Origin of the sequence: Streptomyces adustus, from assembly GCF_009377175.1 — a bacterium.
Taxonomy (GTDB): Bacteria; Actinomycetota; Actinomycetes; order Streptomycetales; family Streptomycetaceae; genus Streptomyces; species Streptomyces adustus.
In genome coordinates, this window is the sequence record NZ_VJZD01000006.1 from 25,335 (window position 1) to 45,028 (window position 19,694).

A 19,694-nucleotide genomic window follows, 5' to 3' on the forward strand; every position below is an offset into this window, starting at 1 on the left:
TAGGCTCTGCCGCCATGGGGGAATCGATCAGCGACTCGGGGACAGGCGTCGTTCTTGCCCATGGCCGTACCCGGCTGTGGGTGGAGCGGGGTGCGCTGCACCGGAGACGGGGACGTACGACCGTCACTGTTCCGGGGGCGCGGATCCGGCGGGTCGAGGTCGCGGGGAAGTCCCTGGAGGTGGTCCTCTTCGAGGACGCGCGACTCGACGAGGTGATACGGGTCCGGTATCGCAGTGAAGCGGTGGTCGCCGCGCTCGGTGCCGAGATCGAGGCGATCATCGGTGACACGGGCGCGTCGGGGGTGCGACCGCCGGTACACCGGCGGTCGGCACGGCTGTGGCCCCTGCGTGTGGCAGCCGGCCTGCGTGATCGGCTGCGGCACGGCAGTCCGTGGTGGCGGCGTGCTCTCGCGTACGTGGTCCTGGGGCTTGCGGTGTTCGTGGGACTTCCGGTGGACCGCCTTCTGGGGTTCCTCGCCTGGCTGTTGCTGCCGCTGAGCGTGGTGTTGCTGCGCACGTGGGTGGGCATGGCCGAGCTGGACACACGGTGGGTGCTATGGCGGCGGGGCGTCACCGTACGGGCGAGGTTCGAGTTCGACCACGCGAGCGAGGGCATCAGCTACCTCGTCCACTTCCGCACTCTCGACGGCCGGGAGGTCACGGCACGCCCTGCCCTGCGCGGACGCCGGGACGAGATTCGCTACGACCCCGAGGACCCCTCACGCGTCCTGGCGCCGACCCGCGCGGCCTGGCTGGGAATCGCCTTGGCCGCCTTCATGCTCACCGGCTTCTGGGGCGTTGCCTGCGGCATCCCGGCGGTCCTCTGGGTGATCGAGCTGCTGTCGCTGCCGTTCTAGGTGGGGCAGCGGAGGTATCCGGTGGCACGCTCGGCACCGGCTTCATTAGGTTCTGCGGATGCGGCAATTCGCGGACATCGAGGACCTGTCGGGACTGGTACGGGACGCGCTGGGCGCGGGATGCCGCGTCGTCGCGGTGGACCGGTTGCGCGGGGGAAGCAAGAAGGGCGTGTACCGGGTCCACCTCGATGGCGTCCGCACGGCCGGCGTGATCGTCTACAGCTGGGCCGAGGCGGAGAACTACTGGCCGGGAGCGCGCGAGGAGGACCCTGCGGACCCGTTCGCGCCGGCCTCCGGGCTGGTCCCCTTCCTGACCGCGCAGCGAACCTTGGAGCGCCTCGGGGTCCGGGTTCCGCGGCTGCTCCTGGCCGATGACAGCCGACGCCGTCGTCCGGCGGACGTCGCCGTGGTCGAGGACGTCGCCGGCGGCACGCTCGAAGCACTCTTCGCGACCGATCCCGCGCGCGCCTCGCAAGCGCTGGGCGACCTCGCCGGGATGCTGGAGGTGATGCATCGTCACCAGGACGTGCGCTACGGCAGGTTGGACTTGCCGGAGCGCGACGGCTCCGTCTCCGAGGTCACCTGCGAACAGCGGGTCCTCGACCGCGCCCTGCGGGACCTGGCGGAGGCGGCCGGGCGCGATGCCCGCATCACGGCAGCCGCCGCCGCGCTGCGCGACCGTCTGTACGAACTGGCCGACCGGGTGGGCCCACGCACGGAATTCGGACTGATCCACGGCGAACTCGGCCCCGACCACGTCCTGGTCGACGCCGACGGGTACCCCGTCCTGATCGACATCGAGGGCCTGATGTACTTCGACGTCGAATGGGAGCACGTCTTCCTCCAGCTCCGCTTCGGCGAGCGCTACACCGCGCTGGCCCGGCCCGGTCTCGATCCACGGCGGCTCGACCTCTACCGGCTCGCGATGCGTCTGTCGCTGGTGGCCGGCCCCCTGCGTCTCCTCGACGGCGACTTCCCCGACCGGGCGCTCATGCAGGGGATCGCGGACCACAACGCGACGGAGGCGCTGGCGCTCCTGCCGTCGATCTAGCCCCGGACGGCCGGCTCGGCTGACCGCCGCGGGGCCGCACGGTGGTCAGCGGGGCTGGTAATTGAGCCTTCCGAGGGGCCAGTTCGTGGTCAGCCAGGTCGTGACGGCCGCGTACAGGGGCGCGTCCAGCTCGGCCTTGTCGGCGCGGACCCAGGAGCGGACGTCGGTGTCGTGGTCGTCGCTGCGGGAGGGATAGATGTAGACGCAGCCGATCACCTCGCCACCGGCCGGTTCGATGACGGTGTAGGTGAACCCGCGGCGCCGGGCGAAGTCGTCCGCGTGACGTCGCAGGTCGGCGAGGTTGGCCTCCAGGGACATCCCGTCCACAGGCGGCCAGCCCCAGTCGCGGAAGCCCGGGGTCGCCCGGATGTGGTCGATGCTGCCGGTCCAGGCCGCGTGGTCGGCGGCGTTGTGACGGGGGTCCAGCGGCTCCAGCCGGAACCGCGGGGTGGTCAGGTCCGCGGGGACGACGAAGTCCTCGGGCACGAAGGCACGGTCGTCGGTCATGGCCCCGAGGTTAGGGGGCCGGGCGGACGGGCCGCATCTCGATTCGGTCCCGCCCGGTGCTGTCCGCCGGTGCGGGCAAGGGGAGTTCTGGTTCGAGGCGGCGGGTGAGGGCAACTCGGGAGCGCACTCCGAGGTGGGTGAAGATGTTGCGCAGGTGGTACTCGACCGTACGGGTGCTGATCGACAGCTGACGTGCCACTTCACGGTTGGTGGCGCCCTGGGCCACCAAGTGGGCGATGCGCTGCTGCTGCGGGGTGAGCTGCGCCGGCGGTCCCGTCCCGGAGGGGGCGGTGGGCACGGCGGTGGGGGTCTCGCCGGCCGCTCGGAGTTCGGCATCGGCCTGCTTCGTCCATACGTCGGCACCGCATTGGTCGAACCCCATGACGGCACTGCGCAACTGGGCGCGCGCTTCCACGAATCGGCGTCGGCGGCGCAGCCACATGCCGTACGCGAGATGGGTGCGGGCGTGCTCGTAGGGGCTGTCGACCTTCTCGTGCCGGGCCAGGGCCGCGGTGAAGAGGTCCTCGCTGTGTTCGTCGTTCGCCACCAGGGCGCGGCAGCGCAGTACGACCGCCGGGGCCTGGGGGTCCGCGCCGCGCGAGGCCCACCGGGCGTACTGGTCGATCAGGTGCTCCAGGTCCGCGTCGTGGCCGGCCAGGACCGTGGCCTCGATGTAGCAGGGGACCACCATCATCCACAGACCGAAATGGCCCTGTCGCGGCCCCTCGTGGACGAGCGGGGCCAGTCGTGCGGCGGCGTGTTCGGCGTTGCCGTGGCCCAGGTCGGCCCGGGCCCGGGCCCACTCGGCGAGCGTTCTCGTCTGGCCGAGCCCGTGGGCGTGGGCGATGTGCAGGGCCGACTGCGCGTGGGTGGCGACCTCGTCCGGGTCGCCCGCGACGGAGGCGGCCAGGGCGAGGACCGCGGACAGACCGGCCGTCACATTGCGTTGCGGGTGCTCGCCTGCCGCCTCCAGACCTGCCTGCGCGTGCACGCGGGCCTGGTGGTATCTGCCCTCCCGCAGTTCCGCGTAGGCGAGGTGTTCCAGGACGCGCGGAAGGAACGTCGGCGTCGCCTCGCAGCGGGCGGTGGCCAGCGCGAGGCCGAGGACCTGCCGGGCCGCCGCGAGGTCGCCCAGCATGAGCGCGATCGTGCCCGCGGACAGCAGCCGCGAGGTCTGCTGCTGCGCCCTCAGTATGTTCAGGATGGGGCCGAGCAGCGCGTTGGCGCGTTCGAAGTCGCCGTGCAGGACGCTGTGCATGCCGTCGCGGTAGGCGCGCCAGAAGGCGTCGAGCGGATCGTCGCCGTCAGCTGCGGGAGGTTCGCCGTCGGTGGGAGCGGCCGATGGGCACAGCGCGTCGAGCGGGGTGAGGTAGCCGTCGCGGTCGCCGGCCGACCAGGCTGCCAGGCAGGCGTGGACGGCCGCCTCGCGCGAGCGGGCCAGGTCGGTCGTCCGCAGGGTGCGCGCGGCGAGAAGCAGGAGGTGGTGGGCGTCGGAGACGGGACCGTCGCGCAACAGCCGGATGCCGAGCGTCATCTCCGCGTGCGTGGGCGGCAGTTGCTCGCCTCGCGTGGGGGGAGCGTCCCGCAGGTCGGGATCCGTGCCGGTTGCCTCATGCCCCACGCGCACCACCGTTCTCTGTGGTCTTTCTGTGCCGATGGCAGCGAGCGGCCTACCGGCGCGGGCCCGGTTCCACGGCATTGCCGACTGCCCATCCAACAGGGTTGCGCCGGTGGTCGACTGGTGATTCCACCGATACGTGCGGGGCGCGGCGCTTCCTACGGTGCTGTTGCGCTCGGCGAACGGATCCCGTCCCGGGCGCTGGTACCACCGCTCGAGAAAGAGGAACCCCCCATGTCCCGTCATGCGTCACGGCGTCGTCTCACTCTCGTGTCCCTCGCAGGCGTCGGCGCGCTCAGCGCGGCCGGCCTGTCGCTGCTGCCCTCCCTCGCGTCCGCGGCCCCGTGCCCCGATGTCGAGGTCGTCTTCGCCCGCGGCACCGGGGAAGCCCCGGGTCTCGGCATCACGGGGACCCCGCTCGTGAAGGACATCAAGAGTGCCCTGCCGGGGAAGAACGTGTCGTCGTACGCCGTCGACTATGCGGCGAACTTCTCGCAGACGAGTGCCGGACCCGGCGCCACCGACATGACCGACCGCGTCGTGTCCACCGCGGCCAACTGCGCCGGCACGTCCTTCGTGCTGGGCGGTTACTCCCAGGGCGGCAGTGTCACCGACATCGCCCTGGGGATACCCACCCGGCTGGGCACCGGCCGCACCATCCCCGCGAAGCTCGCCGGGCGCGTCAAGGCGGTCGTCGTCTTCGGCAATCCCCTGCGGCTGTCGGGCCGCACGATCGCCTCGGCCGGCGATGTGTTCGGCCCCAAGGCCAAGGAGTTCTGCAACACCGGCGACCCGGTCTGCGGCAACGGCCGCAACGGCGCCGCGCACCTGACCTATCACGTCAACGGAAGTGTCGAGCAGGGCGCCCGGTTCGCCGTCGAGCGGATCGGCCGGGGCTGAGCGGTACGAACGAAAGCGGCGCCCGGTATCGTCACGATCATGACGAACCCGCCGCGGCCCGAAGTCCTGCGCTACACCGCCTTCTCCAGCGACCCCGAGGGCGGGAACCCCGCGGGTGTCGTCCTGGACGCCACCGCCCTGGACGACAGCGACATGCTGGCCATCGCCGCCGACCTCGGATACTCGGAGTCCGCGTTCCTCACCCCGGCCGCCGATGGCGCCGACGGCCGGGAGGGGCGGGCGTACGACATCCGTTACTTCAGCCCGAAGGCCGAGGTGCCGTTCTGCGGGCATGCCACCGTCGCGTCCGCCATCGCGCTCGCCGAGCAGACCGGGCCCGGCGAGCTGGTGTTCACGACGCGGGCCGGAACCGTGCCGGTGGAGGTGACCCGGGAGGGCGGTGCGCTCCGGGCCACGCTCACCAGCGTCGAGCCGCACATCGAGGACATCGCCGAGGCCGACCTCGACGAGGCGCTCGCCGCGCTCGACTGGCCGGCCGCCGATCTCGACCCAGCCTTCCCGCCCCGCATCGCGTTCGCGGGTGCCCGCCATCTCGTTCTCGCGGCCGCGACGCGCGCCCGACTGGCCGATCTGGCCTACGACTTCGCGCGCCTCGAAGCCCTGATGCACCGTCTGGACCTGACCACGGTCCAGTTGGTCTGGCGGGAGTCGGCCACCGTCTTCCATGTACGGGACCCGTTCCCCGTCGGCGGTGTCGTCGAGGACCCGGCGACAGGCGCCGCGGCGGCCGCGTTCGGTGCGTACGTCCGTGAGCTCGGCCTCGCCCCCGAGGACGCCGTCCTCACCCTGTACCAGGGCGCGGACCTGGGCCGCCCGGGCGAGCTCACGGTGACGCTGCGCGCGGGCGACCCCCGGGTCCGCGTCAGCGGCGCGGGAACGCGCATCGGCTAGCCGACCGGGCCATTCCGGCCAAACCGACCTTGCGGGCCTCGGCAGTTGGCCCGTCGGCAGGTCCGGCTTGTTCTCGATCACGGGGCGTGGCACCGTCGGTGCCACGCCCCGGACACATTTCAGGGGCAGGTCCCGGCGAACCAGCCGCCGCACAAGCCCCGCCGGGGCTCACCGCTCGCTGCCGCGTCGACGCCGCGGCCGGGCGCCGGGTCGGCCGTCAAAGCAGGCGTTGGCGCAAAGCACCCGTATACGGTCATCGATCGACGGATCCGGCCCAAAATCTTGAGCACAAATTCCACACATCCCTCTCTTCAGACTGGCCCCGATGGTCTAGATTGACCGTGCTTCACCTGTTCGAAGGTGAGGCGACCAACAATGGTCCATAGGTCCGGCGTTACGGATAGAGAGCGGTTTCGTCACCGGCGCCAGACGTGGGGGTGATCGGTTCTTGGGGTCCGGGGGGAGCCTTGGTCATGGGGAGCACCAAGGTCTTCGACGGACTTCCATGTGCCTCGAGTGCCTGGCAGGACGCGCAAGTGCGCTGTCGCCAGGGTGGGTTGTTCACATAGCTCTGCAGTAGCCGAAATGTCATGCGCGGGGGGCGGGGTCTTCCGCGGGGAGGAACAGCGCGGCACGGGAGGCGGGGGCCTCCCACAGAGAGGAACAGTGCTAGGCGAACACGTCGACCCACTGGAACCTGGGGGGTTCTGTGCGGCAAGGGGGACTGGTACGCCCGTTTCCGTCTGAACACGGGCGTCTGACGACCGGGACGATCGACCAACCGGCGACCGATTGGGAACAGCGGTACCGCCGTACCGTGATCACCAGCGACATGGTGGCCACCGCCTTCGTGGTGGCGGCGATAGGCAACTTCTTCGGGGCCCGGGACGCGGCCAACTGGCATGAGAAGTGGGGGATTCTCGCTTTCGGCACCGAGTTACTGGTGCTGGGGACGCTCGCCGTGAGCCGGTCGTGGGCTCCGGCCGTGCTCGGGCAGGGTGCCGAGGAGTTCCGCCGGCTCGGACGCTCGCTGTTCGCGGCGACCGTCGTACTGGCGCTCGGCGGGATCGCCCTCACCTCGCGCAACATCAAACTCTGGATCTTCGTCGCGATCCCCGCGATCGCGTTCGTCACCATGATCACTCGGTATCTGCTGCGTATCTGGCTGCACAAGCAGCGCAAGGAAGGCAGATGCCTGAGACCGGTGCTCGCCGCCGGGAGCCCGGCCACCGTGCGGGACCTGATCACCCGGACCCGCAAGTTCCCGCACCTCGGCTGGCGGGTGGAGGCGGTGTGCACCACGGACGGTCTCGGACCCGACGGTGACCTGGTGGACGGGGTGCCGGTCGTCGGCCGGCTGACGGATGTCGCGAACCATGTCCACCGTGACGGCTACCGTGTCGTCGCGGTCACCCCGGACCCGCACTGGTCGCCGGACCGGTTGCAGCGGCTGGCCTGGAACCTCGAAGGCAGCGACGCCGAGATGGTCGTGGCCCCCGTGCTGATGGAGGTGGCCGGCCCACGGCTGCACATCGACGCGGTGCTCGGCATCCCGCTGCTGCGGGTGAGCATGCCGACCTTCACCGGGGGCCGCCGTACGGTCAAGATGATCGTCGACCGGCTGGGCGCGGCGATCCTGATCCTGCTGTTCGCGCCGCTGATGCTGTTCGTCGGTCTGCTCGTGCTGGTGGACAGCCGGGGCGGGGCGTTCTACCGCCAGCGCCGGGTCGGCAAGAACGGCCGCGAGTTCACCATTCTCAAGTTCCGCACCATGGTCGTCGGCGCCGACGCCGCGCGTGCCGCGCTGGCCGACCGCAACGAGGGCGCCGGCCTGCTGTTCAAGCTCCGCCGCGATCCCCGGGTGACCCGGGTGGGTACGGTGCTGCGCCGGTACTCGATCGACGAGCTCCCGCAACTGTTCAACGTGCTCGCCGGATCGATGTCGCTCGTCGGTCCGCGGCCGCCGTTGCCGGAGGAGTCCGCCGCCTACGGCCCGGACATCAGGCGGCGGTTGCTGGTCAAGCCCGGACTCACCGGCCTGTGGCAGATCAGCGGACGCAGTGACCTCTCGTGGGAGGAGGCGGTCCGGCTGGACCTGCGGTACGTGGAGGACTGGTCGCTCGCCCTGGACACGGTGATCTTGTGGAAGACACTCCGTGCGGTGCTGTACGGGCATGGGGCCTACTGATGCGCGCTGAGCGTCGTCGGGCAGGGGCGCGGACGGCAGGCCGGAGCGGCCTGCCCGGGGGGAGGAACGGGACATGAGGATCAGCGTTTTCGGGCTCGGCTACGTGGGCTGTGTGTCGGCCGCGTGCCTGGCCGGCCAGGGCCACGAGGTCATCGGGGTGGACGTCAACCAGGTGAAGGTCGACCTGGTCAACGACGGCAAGGCCCCGGTGGTCGAGGAGGGGATCGGCGAACTCGTCGCCGACGTCGTGCGCAGCGGGGCATTACGCGCCACCACCGACGTCCGCGAGGCGATCGCGGGCAGCGAGGTGTCGCTGATCTGCGTGGGTACGCCCTCGGAGCCCAACGGCAGCCTGTGCACCACGTACTTGGAGCGGGTCACCGAGCAGATCGGCGCCGCGCTGGCCGAGCGGGGCGGGCGGCACACCGTGGTGTTCCGCAGCACCATGCTCCCGGGCACCTGTCTGAACCTGCTGGTGCCGATCCTGGAGAAGTCCGTCGGCGGTACGGCCGGGGTGGACGTCGGGGTGGCGGTCAACCCGGAGTTCCTGCGCGAGGGCACCAGCGTGCGGGACTTCTTCGACCCGCCCAAGACCGTCATCGGCGAGCTCGACACGGCGAGCGGCGACGTGGTGGCGGCGCTGTACGAGGGTCTGCCCGGCGAGGTGTTCCGGGTGCCGATCCCGACGGCCGAGGCGATCAAGTACGCGGACAACGCCTTCCATGGCCTCAAGATCGGTTTCGCGAACGAGCTGGGCGCGGTGTGCCAGGCGCTCGGGGTGGACTCGCACCAGGTGATGGACGTGTTCCTCGCCGACCGCAAGCTGAACATCAGCCCCGCCTATCTGCGGCCCGGCTTCGCCTTCGGCGGCTCCTGCCTGCCCAAGGACCTGCGCAGCCTGGTCCACGCGGCGCAGCGGGCGGACATCTCGGTGCCGATCCTGTCCCATGTGCTGCCCTCCAACGCCGACCATCTCCAGCGTGCGGTGGAGATGGTCGAGCGCACCGGCAGGCGCAAGGTGGGCCTGTTCGGGCTGTCGTTCAAGCCCGGCACCGACGACCTGCGCGAGAGCCCGCTCGTCGAGCTGGCGGAGCGGCTCTTCGGCAAGGGCTACGACCTGCGGATCCACGACGCCAACGTGAGCCTGTCCCGACTGCTCGGCGCCAACCGCGAGTACATCGAGAACCGGCTGCCGCACCTCGCGCAGCTGCTCGCGGACTCCGTCGAGGAAGTCCTCGACCACGCCGAGGTGTGCCTGGTCGGGACGAAGGACCCGGCCGTGCTGTCCGCGCTCCCCCACGGGGGCGACGGACCGCTGATAGTCGACCTCATCCGCCTCCCCGACGCCGAAGCGCGCCGGGCCGAACCGGGGTACATGGGCCTTGCTTGGTAGACAGACCAGCGGCGACCGGCATGACCGGCGCGCGCTGATCCTGGTGGAGAACCTGTCGGTGCCGTTCGACCGGCGGGTGTGGCAGGAGTGCGCCACGCTGCGCGACGCGGGCTGGACGGTGCACGTGATCTGCCCGCAGGGCAGCAAGCGGGACACGGAGGTCTACGCGGAGATCGACGGGGTGCGGATCCACCGCTACCCGTTGCGCGCGGCCACCGGAGGACCGGCCGGCTATCTGCGGGAGTACGGATCGGCGCTGTGGCACACGCTGCGGCTGGCCCGCAAGATCGGTCCGGTCGACGTGGTCCACGCCTGTAACCCGCCCGACCTGCTGTTCCTGCCCGCGCGGTGGCTGAAGCGGCGCGGCGCGCGGTTCGTCTTCGACCAGCACGACCTGGTGCCCGAGCTGTACCTCTCCCGGTTCGGCCGCGGCAAGGACCTGCTCTATCGCGGGGTGTGCGCGCTGGAGCGGATGACGTACCGGGCCGCGGACGTGGTGATCGCCACGAACGAGAGCTACAAGGACGTCGCGGTGAGCCGTGGCGGACGACGGCCGGAGGACGTCTTCGTGGTGCGCAGCGCGCCCGACATCGACCGCTTCCATCCCGTACCACCGGAGCCGGAGCTGAAGCGCGGCAAGCCCCATCTGCTGTGCTACCTCGGTGTGATGGGCCCGCAGGACGGTGTCGACTACGCCTTGCGGGCGCTGGCGAAGCTGCGCGACGAGGTCGGCCGGAGCGACTGGCACGCGGTGTTCGTCGGCGGCGGCGACACCTTCGACGCGATGGTGGAGCTGTCCCGGCAGCTCGGGCTCTCGGAGCTGGTGCAGTTCACCGGGCGCATCCCGGACGCCGATCTGGTGCGCTACCTGTCCACCGCGGACGTGTGCCTCTCCCCCGACCCGCACAATCCGCTCAACGACGTGTCGACCATGAACAAGGTCCTGGAGTACATGGTGATGGGCCGGCCGCTCGTCTCCTTCGAGCTCCGGGAGGCGCGCGTCTCCGCCGGTGACGCCGCCGTCTACGCGCCCGCCAACGACGAGGCCGAGTTCGCGCGGCTCATCGCGCTGCTGCTGGACGATCCGGCAAGGCGGGCCCTGATGGGCAAGATCGGCCAGGAGCGGATCAGCGGACCGCTGTCCTGGCGCAACTCGCAGGCTTCGCTACTCGCCGCCTACGCCGCCGCCTGCGGTGACGACGCCCCGGCGTCGGCCGGCGAGACGAACCGTGCACAGGGCGGAGACCACACCGTTGAACGATGACACGATACGCCTGGTGACGATCGGGCGGATCATCCGGCGGCGCTGGCGGCTTCTCACCATTCTCGCCGTGGTGGGGGCGCTCGTCGGGTACGGCACCTCCTTGCTCTTTCCGCCGCGCTACACGACCTCGGCGTCGGTACTGCTGCCGGGTGCCTGGGAGGAGCGCGAGCTGCTCACCCAGGAGCAGATCGCGACCAGTTCGACGGTGGTCGACCAGGCGGCCGCCACGCTCCACTGGCGCGGGGTCAGCAACAGCGAGCTGCGGGACCAGGTGAGCGCCAAGACCGCCGACGGGAACATCATCAAGATCTCGGGCACGGCCGACACCCCGGAGCGCGCGCAGCAGCTCTCCGACCAGGTGGCCCAGCAGTTCGTGACCTTCGCCGCGCGTGTGGTGGACGACAACACCGACCCCGAAGCGGCCGCGCAGCGCGAGGCGCTTCAGCAGACGGTGACGCAGACCAGCCGCCGCATCACCGAGCTGGCCGACTCGGCCGATCCGGGGCGCACCGTCGAGGGCGTGCAGGCCCGCACGGAGCTCGAGAAGCTGCGCACCACGCTTCAGGAGGCCATGACCAAGCTGGACCAGACCGACCCGGCCGGCAACAAGGCCCACATGGTCGTCATGGGACCGGCGGCCCGGCCGACCGGAGAGGCACCGCCGACCAGGATCCAGCTCGTCGTGGCCGGAGCACTGCTGTTCCTCCTGCTCGGGATCATCGGTCATCTCACCGCGGCCCGGATGAGCCGCCGGCCGCGCACCCAGCCGGAGATCGCCGCGGCGCTGGGCTCGGCCCTGCTGGGTACCGTCGACGTACCGGGCGGACGGCCCGCGCACCGGCCGCGGGGCCGTGGCCCGCGGTGGATCCGCCGGCTGCTGGGCGTCGACGTCCGCTGGGACGTCCCGGCCCCGCAGGCGTCCGGCGACGAGGCCAGCAGACAGGTCCGCTACCGGCGGGTGTGTGCCCGGCTGCGGGATCGGGTGCCGGACGCCCGGCAGCTGCTGGTGGTCGTCCCGGACGGTGACGAGATCGCTCTGCGGGCCGCCGGGCAGCTCGCCGCCGAGGCCGGGAGCGATCCGCTCCTTCGGCCGGTGGAGGTCCCGATGTCCCACCCGATGGTGCCGGACCGTGGCGACGAGTCCGGTGCCCTGGTCGTGCTCAGCGCGGGCAGCTGGACGGCGGCGGAGCTCGCCGGCCTCGCCGAGGCGTGCATGGACGCCGGGCACGAGGTCGTCGGCATCGTCATCGCCGGCCCGGTCCGGGCTCTTGCGACGCGGTCCGCCGACCGTCCTCGGCATACCGCCACGCCGGTGCTCGCGGTTGGTCACGACGGGAAGGGAAGTTCAGCGTGACGACGAGTACGAGTTCGGAGTCGTCGCCGGCCGCTCCGCTGCTGGATGTGCAGGCGCTGGTGGTGGCGGTGCGCAGGCGGCGCCGCTTCTGGTGCTCCGTGGGGCTGGTGGGGCTGCTCGCGGGCGGGTCGGTGGCGGTGCTGAAACCGCCGCCGCCGACCGCGGTGACCAAGGTGCTGGTCGCGCATCAGGAGGACCAGCCGAACGACCCCGGCACGCTGATCCGCACCGATGTCGCGCTGCTCCAGACGACGCGGATCGCCGACCAGGCCCTGCGGACCCTCAAGTCCTCGGAAAAACCCGAGGACTTCATGCAGGAGTACGTCGGTCTCGGCCTGACCAACAACCTGCTCCAGATCACCGTGACCGGTGACACCGACGCGGAGGCGGTGGCCCGCGCCAAGGCGCTGGCCCAAGCGTTCGTCGCGGACCATGTGCGGCGGATACAGGAAGCCGCGACCGCCGAGTCCAAGGCCCTGCTCGACCAGCGTGACCGACTCCAGGACGAACTCGCGCAGGTCAACAAGGCGATCGGGGACGGATCTCAGCGGAGTGGGCCGACGGCGGCGTCGGACCTGGAGTCCCTGTTCGCCCGCCGGGCCGAACTCACTTCGAGCATCAGCGACTTCACGCAGCGTGCCTCGGAGGCGCGCATCGGCACGCCCCAGCTCGTCGCCGGTACGCAGATCGTGGACGACCCGCGCGTCCTGGCGCACTCCCTGCCCAGGACCGCTGCCACCGACGCCGGGATCGGGCTGGTCCTCGGGCTGGTCCTCGGGCTCGCGCTGGCCGCGGTCGGCTCGGTGGTGGCGGACCGCCCCGTGCTGCGCCGGGAGATCGCGTCGAACCTCGGCGCCTCGGTCATCACGGAGCTGCCCCGCCGGTCGGTCCGGCCGTGGCGGCGCCGACGGGTCCGGGTGGCCCGCGAACGGCTCGTCACATCACTGGCGCGCACCGCGCGCGGCTCCGCGGAACCGGTGTCGCTGCTCGAACTGGGCTGTGCGCGCAGCACGAGCGGGCTCGCCCTGGACCTCGCCGGGGCGCTGACGGCGGACGGGCCGGTGGTCGTCGTCGACGGGCTGCCCGGCCCGCAGCTGGCCAAGCGCCGCCGCAAGCCGGGAGACGTGACCGTGGTCGGCGGCGAGAGTGCCGCGGCCGTGCCGCACCAGGACCGCAGGATCGGCGTCGGCTCGGTGGCTCCCGGTACGGCGTGGACCGACCTGCGGTACCTCGGCACCCGGACCGTGCTCGTCGTACGTGCCGGGCACGGCAGCACCGCATGGCTGCACACCGTGGCCAGGCAGCTCGCGGACCAGCGCATCGCGGTGGTCGGTGTGGTGCTGATCGACCCCGATCCACGCGACCGGACCGACGGCACCCTGTGGGACGGGCCGCACACCGCGGCGCGCGCTCAGAGCGAGCGGGCGGCCCGGCAGAACGGGACAGACCGATGGCGGGCCGAGCAACTGCCGATGCGGGCGACACGGTTCCCGGACAGCGACCAGGAGGCGCGGTAGTACATGTGTGGCATCGCAGGCACTTATCGATGGCCGGACGGGAAGGCGGTGGCCGACCGGCTCACCGAGACCCTCGCCCACCGCGGTCCGGACGGGGCGGGCCGTTACAGCCACCCGGCCGGTGACGGCGAGGTGCACCTCGGGCACCGTCGGCTGGCCATCATCGACCTGTCCGAGACCGGCGCCCAGCCGATGAGTTCGGGCGGCCTCGTCCTGACGTACAACGGCGAGCTGTACAACGCCCCTGAGCTTCGGGCGGAGTTGGAGTCCGCCGGGGTGCGCTTCCGTGGCACCTCCGACACCGAGGTGCTGCTGGAGGCCTGGCGGCGTTGGGGCACGGACTGTCTGCCCCGGCTGCGGGGCATGTTCGCGTTCGGGATCTTCGACGAGCGCACCGGTGAACTCGTGCTCGCCCGGGACCAGTTGGGCATCAAGCCGTTGTTCCTGCTGCGGCGCGGCCAGGGCCTGGTGTTCGCCTCCGAGCTCAAGGCGCTGGCCGCCGTGACCGGCGGCACGCTGGAGGTGGACCAGGCGGCGCTGGTGGCGTCGCTGCTGTACTACTGGGTGCCGGACTCACGGTGCGCGTTCCGCGAGGCGGAAAAGCTGCCGCCGGGGACCTGGATGCGGTTCCGGCCCGACGGCCGGGTGGAGCGCGGCCGGTACTGGAACCTGCGGGAGGTCGCGGCCGAGGGCAGGGAGCGGGCCCTCAGCGGCGAACTGCCGGACATCGCGGCCGTCGTGGAGGAGTCGACCCGGCGTCATCTGCTCTCCGACGTACCCGTGGCGACCTTCCTCTCGGGCGGTCTCGACTCCAGCTATCTGACCGCGCTGGCGGCCCGCGACCGGCCCGGGATCTCCGCCTACACGATCGGGTTCCGCGCCGAGGACGCCAAGTTCGAGGCGATGCCGGACGACCTGCGCTACGCCCGGCAGGTCGCCGAGAAGTTCGGGGTCGATCTGCACGAGATCGAGATCGCCCCGGACGTGCTCGACCTGCTGCCGCGGATGACGCACCACCTCGACGAGCCGATCGGCGACCCCGCCGCGATCAACACCTTCCTGATCTGCTCGGCCGCCCGGGAAGCCGGGGTCAAGGTGCTGCTCTCGGGCATGGGCGCCGACGAGCTGTTCGCCGGCTACCGCAAGCACCTGGCCAACCTGATCGCGCTGCGCTACCAGCGCGTCCCGCGGCCGCTGCGGCGCGGTCTGTCCGCGGCCGTGGACCGGCTGCCGGTCGCCTCGGCCCGCCGCGGCTACCGGTCGGTGCGCTTCGCGAAGCGGTTCCTGTCCTTCGCCGATCTGCCGGAGGAGACGGCGTTCCGGCGCAGCTACACCATGTACGACCGGGACGAGCTGCTCGCCCTGATCGACCCGGACCTGGCCGGGACGGTCGAGGACGTGCTGACCGAGCACGCGGACGTCTACGAGGACAACGACCTCGACGACTTCGTCAACCGCATGTGCCTGGGCGACGCCCGGATGTTCCTGCCGGGCCTGAACCTCACCTACACCGACCGGTCGAGCATGGCCGCGTCGACCGAGGTGCGGGTGCCGTACGTGGACGTCGAGGTGGTCAGGGCGGCGTTCGCCGTGCCCGGCGACCGCAAGATCGTCAAACGGCAGGGCAAGGCCGTCCTCAAGGAGGCGGCCACCTCGATCCTGCCCCGGGAGATCGTCTACCGGCCCAAGGGCCTGTTCAGCGCCCCGCTGCGGGCCTGGATGAGCCGGGATCTGGCGCCGCTGGTGCGCGAGGTGGTCAACGACGGCGAGCTGGTCCGCTCCGGGCTGCTGCGCCGGGACGCGCTGGCGCGCATGGTCGCCGAGGACGCCTCCGGGCAGCGGGACTTCTCCAAGCATCTGTGGCATGTGCTGACCCTCGAGTACTGGTATCGCGGCGCGACCTCCAGGGCCGGCCAGGACTCTCCCGTGACGGCGTAGAGACAGTAGAGACAAGAGGACTTCGGTGAAACAGGTCGTACAGAACTACAAGAGCGGCGAGCTCGCGCTGCTCGACGTGCCGGTCCCCGGGTGCAAGCCCGACGGTGTGCTGGTGCGGACCGCCTTCTCGCTGATCTCCACCGGCACCGAGCTCATGAAGGTGTCCGAGGCCGGCATGTCGATGCTGGGCAAGGCCCGCTCCCGGCCTGACCAGGTGGCCAAGGTCGTGCAGAGCGTGGCCACCAACGGGGTGCCCGCCACCTACCGCAAGGTGATGGGCAAGCTGGACTCCTACACCCCGCTGGGCTACTCGCTGTGCGGGGTGGTCGAGCAGGTCGGCGCCGGGATCGACGACGTGAAGGTCGGCGACCTGGTGGCCTGCGCGGGCAACGAGCACGCGCTGCACGCCGAGTTGAACTGGGTGCCGAAGAACCTCTACGCCCCGGTGCCGGACGGCCTCGCGCCCCGGCACGCGGCCTTCGGCACCGTCGGGTCGATCGCGTTGCAGGGCGTCCGTCAGGGCGAGTCGCGGCTCGGCGAGGTGGCGCTGGTCATCGGCCTCGGGCTGATCGGCCAGCTGGTGGTGCAGCTGCTGACCGCCTCGGGAGTGCGCGTCGTGGGCGTCGACCCGGACCCGGCGCGCTGCGAGCTCGCCGAGCGGCTCGGCGCGGCGACCTGCGGCGACCCCGCCTCCGCGGCCGTCGAGGCGGCCGTCGCCGAACTCACCGACGGTCATGGCGTGGACCAGGTGTACCTGGCCGCGGGCGGCGCCAGCAACCAGCCCGTGGAGCTGGCCGCGCGGCTGAGCCGGGACCGCGGCCGGGTCGTCGACATCGGCAAGTGCCGCCTCGACCTGCCGTGGAACGCGTACTACGAGAAGGAGCTCGACGTCCGGTTCTCCCGCAGTTACGGCCCCGGGCGCTACGACCCGGCGTACGAACTGGAGGGGCGGGACTACCCGATCGGCTATGTGCGCTGGACCGAGCGCCGCAACCTGGCGTGCTTCCTCGACCTCGTCGCCCGCGGCCGCGTCGACGTGGAGCCGCTCGTCTCCCACGTCGCCGACTTCGACGACGCCGTCGAGACGTACCGGAGTCTGAAGGACGGCGAACTGAAGGCCGTGGCCGTGCTGTTCCGCTACCCGGAGCACACGGCCGAGGCGGCGGCCCCCGAGGTGACCGTGCCCGCCGTGAAGCGGTCCGGCGCCCAAGTGCCCACTGCGGCCCGGGCCGTGAAGTCGCCGGTGCGCCTGGCGTTCGTCGGCGCGGGCAACTACGCCACGTCGATGCTGCTGCCGCACCTGGCCCAGCGCGACGGCGTCGAGCTGTCCACGGTCGTCACCACGACGGCGCTGTCCGCGGCCAACGCACAGCGCAAGTTCGGCTTCGCCCGGGCCACCACCGATCTCGACGCCGTGCTCGGCGACAAGTCCGTCGACGCGGTGTTCGTGGTCACCCGGCACAGCTCGCACGCCGACCTGACCCGCAAGGCGCTGCTGGCCGGCAAGACGGTGTTCGTGGAGAAGCCGTTGGCGCTCACCGAGGACGAACTGGCGGGCGTGCTCGCCACGGTGGAGGAGTCCGGCAACGACCGGCTCCAGGTGGGCTTCAACCGCCGGTTCGCGCCGCTGCTCCAGGAGGCCAAGAAGCGCTTCGGCGCCCGGACCGGTCCGGCGAACCTGCGCTACCTGGTCAACGCGGGCCGCCTGGACCACGGCAGCTGGTACCTCCAACAGGGCACCGAGGGCTCGCGGTTCGCCGGCGAGGGTGGTCACTTCATCGACACGGCGAGCTGGCTGCTGGACGCCGATCCGGTCTCGGTGTACGCGGTCGCCGCGCCCGGCAACGACGACCTCCAGGTCGTACTGCGCTACCCGGACGGCTCCACCGCCACCATCAGCTACGTCACCACCGGCGCACCCGGCTTCCCCAAGGAGACGCTGGACCTGGTCGCGGACGGCAAGGTGCTGCGGCTCGACGACTTCGTCCGCGCCTCCCTGTTCTTCGACGGCAAGGCCGGCCGTAAGCGGTGGGTCAGTTCACGGCTGCCCAAGGCCCGGGACAAGGGCCAGTCCGCCGAACTGGCCGCGTTCGTCAAGGCCGTGCGGACCGGCGGCCCGATGCCGGTGCCGCTGGAGTCGCTGGTCGCCACCACCGCGGCCACCCTCGCCGTGCAGGCCGGACTGGCCGGCGGCGCGCCGGTGACGTTGGCGGGCGCCCGATGACCATGAGCGCGGGCTGGTACCTGCGGCGGCTGTCCCGGATGGGACCGCGGGAGGTCGGCGGCCGGGTCGGCGACACGGTGCGAAGACGGCGCTGGCGGTCGGCGCGGCCGGTCGCCCCGGGCGTGAGCGGCGCCCGGTTCATCGCGGTGCTGCCCGCCGCAACGATCGCCGCGGTGCCGCCGGACGCGGCGAAGCGGCTGGTCGCCGAGGCGGACCGGCTGCTGGACGGGCACGTCGAGTACTTCGGCGTGCCGCGCGACGACCTGGCCGACCCGAACTGGTGGTACGACCCGAAGACCGGGCGCCGGGCTCCTTGGGGCTACGCCTTCGACGTGCCGTACCGCGACGAGGAAGCGGTCGGCGACATCAAGCAGATCTGGGAGCTGTCCCGGCACCAGTACCTCACCGTGCTCGCCGCCGCCTTCGCGCTCACCGAGGACGAGCGGTACGCCGAGCGGGTGGCCGCGCATCTGCGGTCGTGGTGGGCGGCCAACGCACCGCTGCGCGGGGTGCACTGGACCAGCGGCATCGAGCTGGGCATCCGGCTGCTGTCCTGGGTGTGGATCCGCCGGCTGCTCGACGGCTGGCCGGGGGTGACCGCACTGTTCGAGGACAACCCGGTGGCGCTGCGCCAGATCTGGCACCACCAGCGCTGGCTCGCCGCCTTCCCCAGCCGGGGATCGTCGGCGAACAACCACGTCATCGCCGAGACCGCCGGGCAGTTCGCCGCGGCCTGCGCGTTCGACTGGTTCCCCGAATCGGCGCGCTGGCGGGCCGAGGCGCTGCGGTCGCTGGATCGGCAGCTGAAGGCCAACACCTTCGGCTCCGGCCTCAACCGCGAGCTGGCCACCGAGTACCACGGACTGGTGCTGGAGCTCGGGCTGGCCGCGCTGGCCGAGGCGGATGCCGCGGGTGTACCGGTCCCGGCGACGGTCCGGCTGGTGCTGCTGCGGATGACGGACGCGCTCGCGGCCGTCGTGGACAACCGGCTGCGGCCGCCGCGCCAGGGGGACTCGGACGACGGGCACGGGCTGGTCGTGGACGGCGCGGGCACCGACCGCTGGGGCTCGCTGCTGGCCACCGGGGACGCCGTGTTCGGCCGGCTCGACTGGTGGCCGGAGGTGACCGGCACCGATGTGCGCACCTCGCTGCTGGCCGCGCTCGTGCGGCCGTACGCGAAGGACGGCGGCGCACCGGCGGTGACCCGCCCGGCGAGCCGGCCGGCGCATTTCTCCGACGCGGGCATGACCATCCTGCGCGGTCCCGAGCACATCTGGGCGCGCTGCGACGGCGGCCCGCACGGGTTCCTGTCGATCGCCGCGCACGCCCACGCGGACGCGCTGTCCGTCGAGGTCCGGCACGACGGGGTCGACGTGCTCGCCGACCCGGGGACGTACTGCTACCACGGGCAGCCCGAGTGGCGGCGGTACTTCCGCTCCACGATCGGCCACAACACCCTGGAGCTGGACGGCGCCGACCAGTCGGCCTCCGGCGGCCCGTTCCTGTGGACCCGGCACGCCCGCAGCCGCGTCCTGGCCGCGGACCCGTCCGGCGCCTCGGCCGGGGGGACGGCCCGCTGGTGCGCCGAGCACGACGGCTACCAGCAGGCCGTGCACCGCCGCCAGGTGGAACTGAGCGCCGCGAGCCAGGAGTTGACGGTGGTCGACGAGGTCCGCGGCGACCGCCCCGCCGCCGTCCGTCTGGCGTTCCACCTCGGCCCGGCCATCACCGCGGACCTGGTGGGAAACCGGGCCCGGCTCACCTGGACCCGGGACGGCGAGGACCGGTCCGCGGAGCTCGACCTGCCCGGGGAGCTGAGCTGGCAGGCACACCGCGGCGCGAGCGAACCGCCGCTGGGCTGGTACTCCCCCGGCTTCGGGCGCAAAGAGCCCGCCACGACGCTGCTCGGCACCGGTTTCGCCGACGGCACGCGGCAGTTCACCACCGTACTCAGGTTCCACGGCTAGGGGG

Annotated in this window: 13 protein-coding genes and 1 pseudogene; 12 read left to right on the forward strand and 2 right to left on the reverse strand. The window is 71.8% G+C overall.

The features are described 5' to 3' along the window. The first annotated feature begins 14 nt into the window (after positions 1–14). Together FNH09_RS02815 and FNH09_RS02820 are read left to right on the forward strand one after the other, a co-directional pair. Positions 15–857: a hypothetical protein gene (locus FNH09_RS02815; protein WP_152884741.1), complete on the forward strand. Its 843-nt coding sequence runs from the start codon at positions 15–17 to the stop codon at positions 855–857. Positions 858–915: 58 nt separating this feature from the next. Continuing rightward, positions 916–1,908, forward strand: coding sequence for a phosphotransferase family protein (locus FNH09_RS02820; RefSeq protein WP_152884743.1), 993 nt, complete (start codon positions 916–918; stop codon positions 1,906–1,908). Positions 1,909–1,953: 45 nt separating this feature from the next. On the opposite strand, the gene FNH09_RS02825 is transcribed toward FNH09_RS02820, so the two are convergent. Next, complete coding sequence (locus FNH09_RS02825) at positions 1,954–2,415, reverse strand: GNAT family N-acetyltransferase (protein WP_152884745.1); 462 nt, start codon at positions 2,413–2,415, stop codon at positions 1,954–1,956. A gap of 10 nt (positions 2,416–2,425) precedes the next feature. After that, complete coding sequence (locus tag FNH09_RS49715) at positions 2,426–4,036, reverse strand: LuxR C-terminal-related transcriptional regulator (protein ID WP_162468028.1); 1,611 nt, start codon at positions 4,034–4,036, stop codon at positions 2,426–2,428. Between the two features lie 267 nt (positions 4,037–4,303). Between FNH09_RS49715 and FNH09_RS02835 the strand changes: the two genes are divergently transcribed. The 10 genes and pseudogenes from FNH09_RS02835 to FNH09_RS02880 all read left to right on the forward strand — a co-directional run bounded on the left by FNH09_RS02835 (position 4,304) and on the right by FNH09_RS02880 (position 19,690). Then, positions 4,304–4,933, forward strand: coding sequence for a cutinase family protein (locus tag FNH09_RS02835; protein ID WP_202919575.1), 630 nt, complete (start codon positions 4,304–4,306; stop codon positions 4,931–4,933). Positions 4,934–4,972: 39 nt separating this feature from the next. Then, complete coding sequence (locus tag FNH09_RS02840) at positions 4,973–5,845, forward strand: PhzF family phenazine biosynthesis protein (RefSeq protein WP_152884752.1); 873 nt, start codon at positions 4,973–4,975, stop codon at positions 5,843–5,845. A gap of 709 nt (positions 5,846–6,554) precedes the next feature. Further along, positions 6,555–8,033: an exopolysaccharide biosynthesis polyprenyl glycosylphosphotransferase gene (locus FNH09_RS02845; protein ID WP_162468029.1), complete on the forward strand. Its 1,479-nt coding sequence runs from the start codon at positions 6,555–6,557 to the stop codon at positions 8,031–8,033. A 73-nt stretch (positions 8,034–8,106) separates the two neighbouring features. Then, entirely contained in the window at positions 8,107–9,426 is a 1,320-nt protein-coding gene (locus tag FNH09_RS02850; RefSeq protein ID WP_152884764.1) for a nucleotide sugar dehydrogenase, read from the forward strand. Continuing rightward, positions 9,416–10,683, forward strand: a pseudogene (locus FNH09_RS02855) (glycosyltransferase family 4 protein). The gene FNH09_RS02850 and the pseudogene FNH09_RS02855 overlap by 11 nt, the downstream one beginning before the upstream one ends. Then, on the forward strand, positions 10,680–12,044 hold the full coding sequence (locus FNH09_RS02860; protein WP_152884768.1) for a Wzz/FepE/Etk N-terminal domain-containing protein: 1,365 nt from the start codon (positions 10,680–10,682) through the stop codon (positions 12,042–12,044). Before FNH09_RS02855 ends, FNH09_RS02860 begins: the two are co-directional and overlap by 4 nt. Further along, positions 12,041–13,561: a Wzz/FepE/Etk N-terminal domain-containing protein gene (locus FNH09_RS02865; protein WP_162468030.1), complete on the forward strand. Its 1,521-nt coding sequence runs from the start codon at positions 12,041–12,043 to the stop codon at positions 13,559–13,561. The genes FNH09_RS02860 and FNH09_RS02865 overlap by 4 nt, the downstream gene beginning before the upstream one ends. Before the next feature lie 3 nt (positions 13,562–13,564). After that, complete coding sequence (asnB, locus tag FNH09_RS02870) at positions 13,565–15,499, forward strand: asparagine synthase (glutamine-hydrolyzing) (RefSeq protein WP_152884770.1); 1,935 nt, start codon at positions 13,565–13,567, stop codon at positions 15,497–15,499. Between the two features lie 25 nt (positions 15,500–15,524). Then, positions 15,525–17,723, forward strand: coding sequence for a Gfo/Idh/MocA family oxidoreductase (locus tag FNH09_RS02875; RefSeq protein WP_162468031.1), 2,199 nt, complete (start codon positions 15,525–15,527; stop codon positions 17,721–17,723). Next, positions 17,720–19,690, forward strand: coding sequence for a heparinase II/III family protein (locus FNH09_RS02880; protein ID WP_152884772.1), 1,971 nt, complete (start codon positions 17,720–17,722; stop codon positions 19,688–19,690). The genes FNH09_RS02875 and FNH09_RS02880 overlap by 4 nt, the downstream gene beginning before the upstream one ends. Positions 19,691–19,694: the final 4 nt, after the last annotated feature.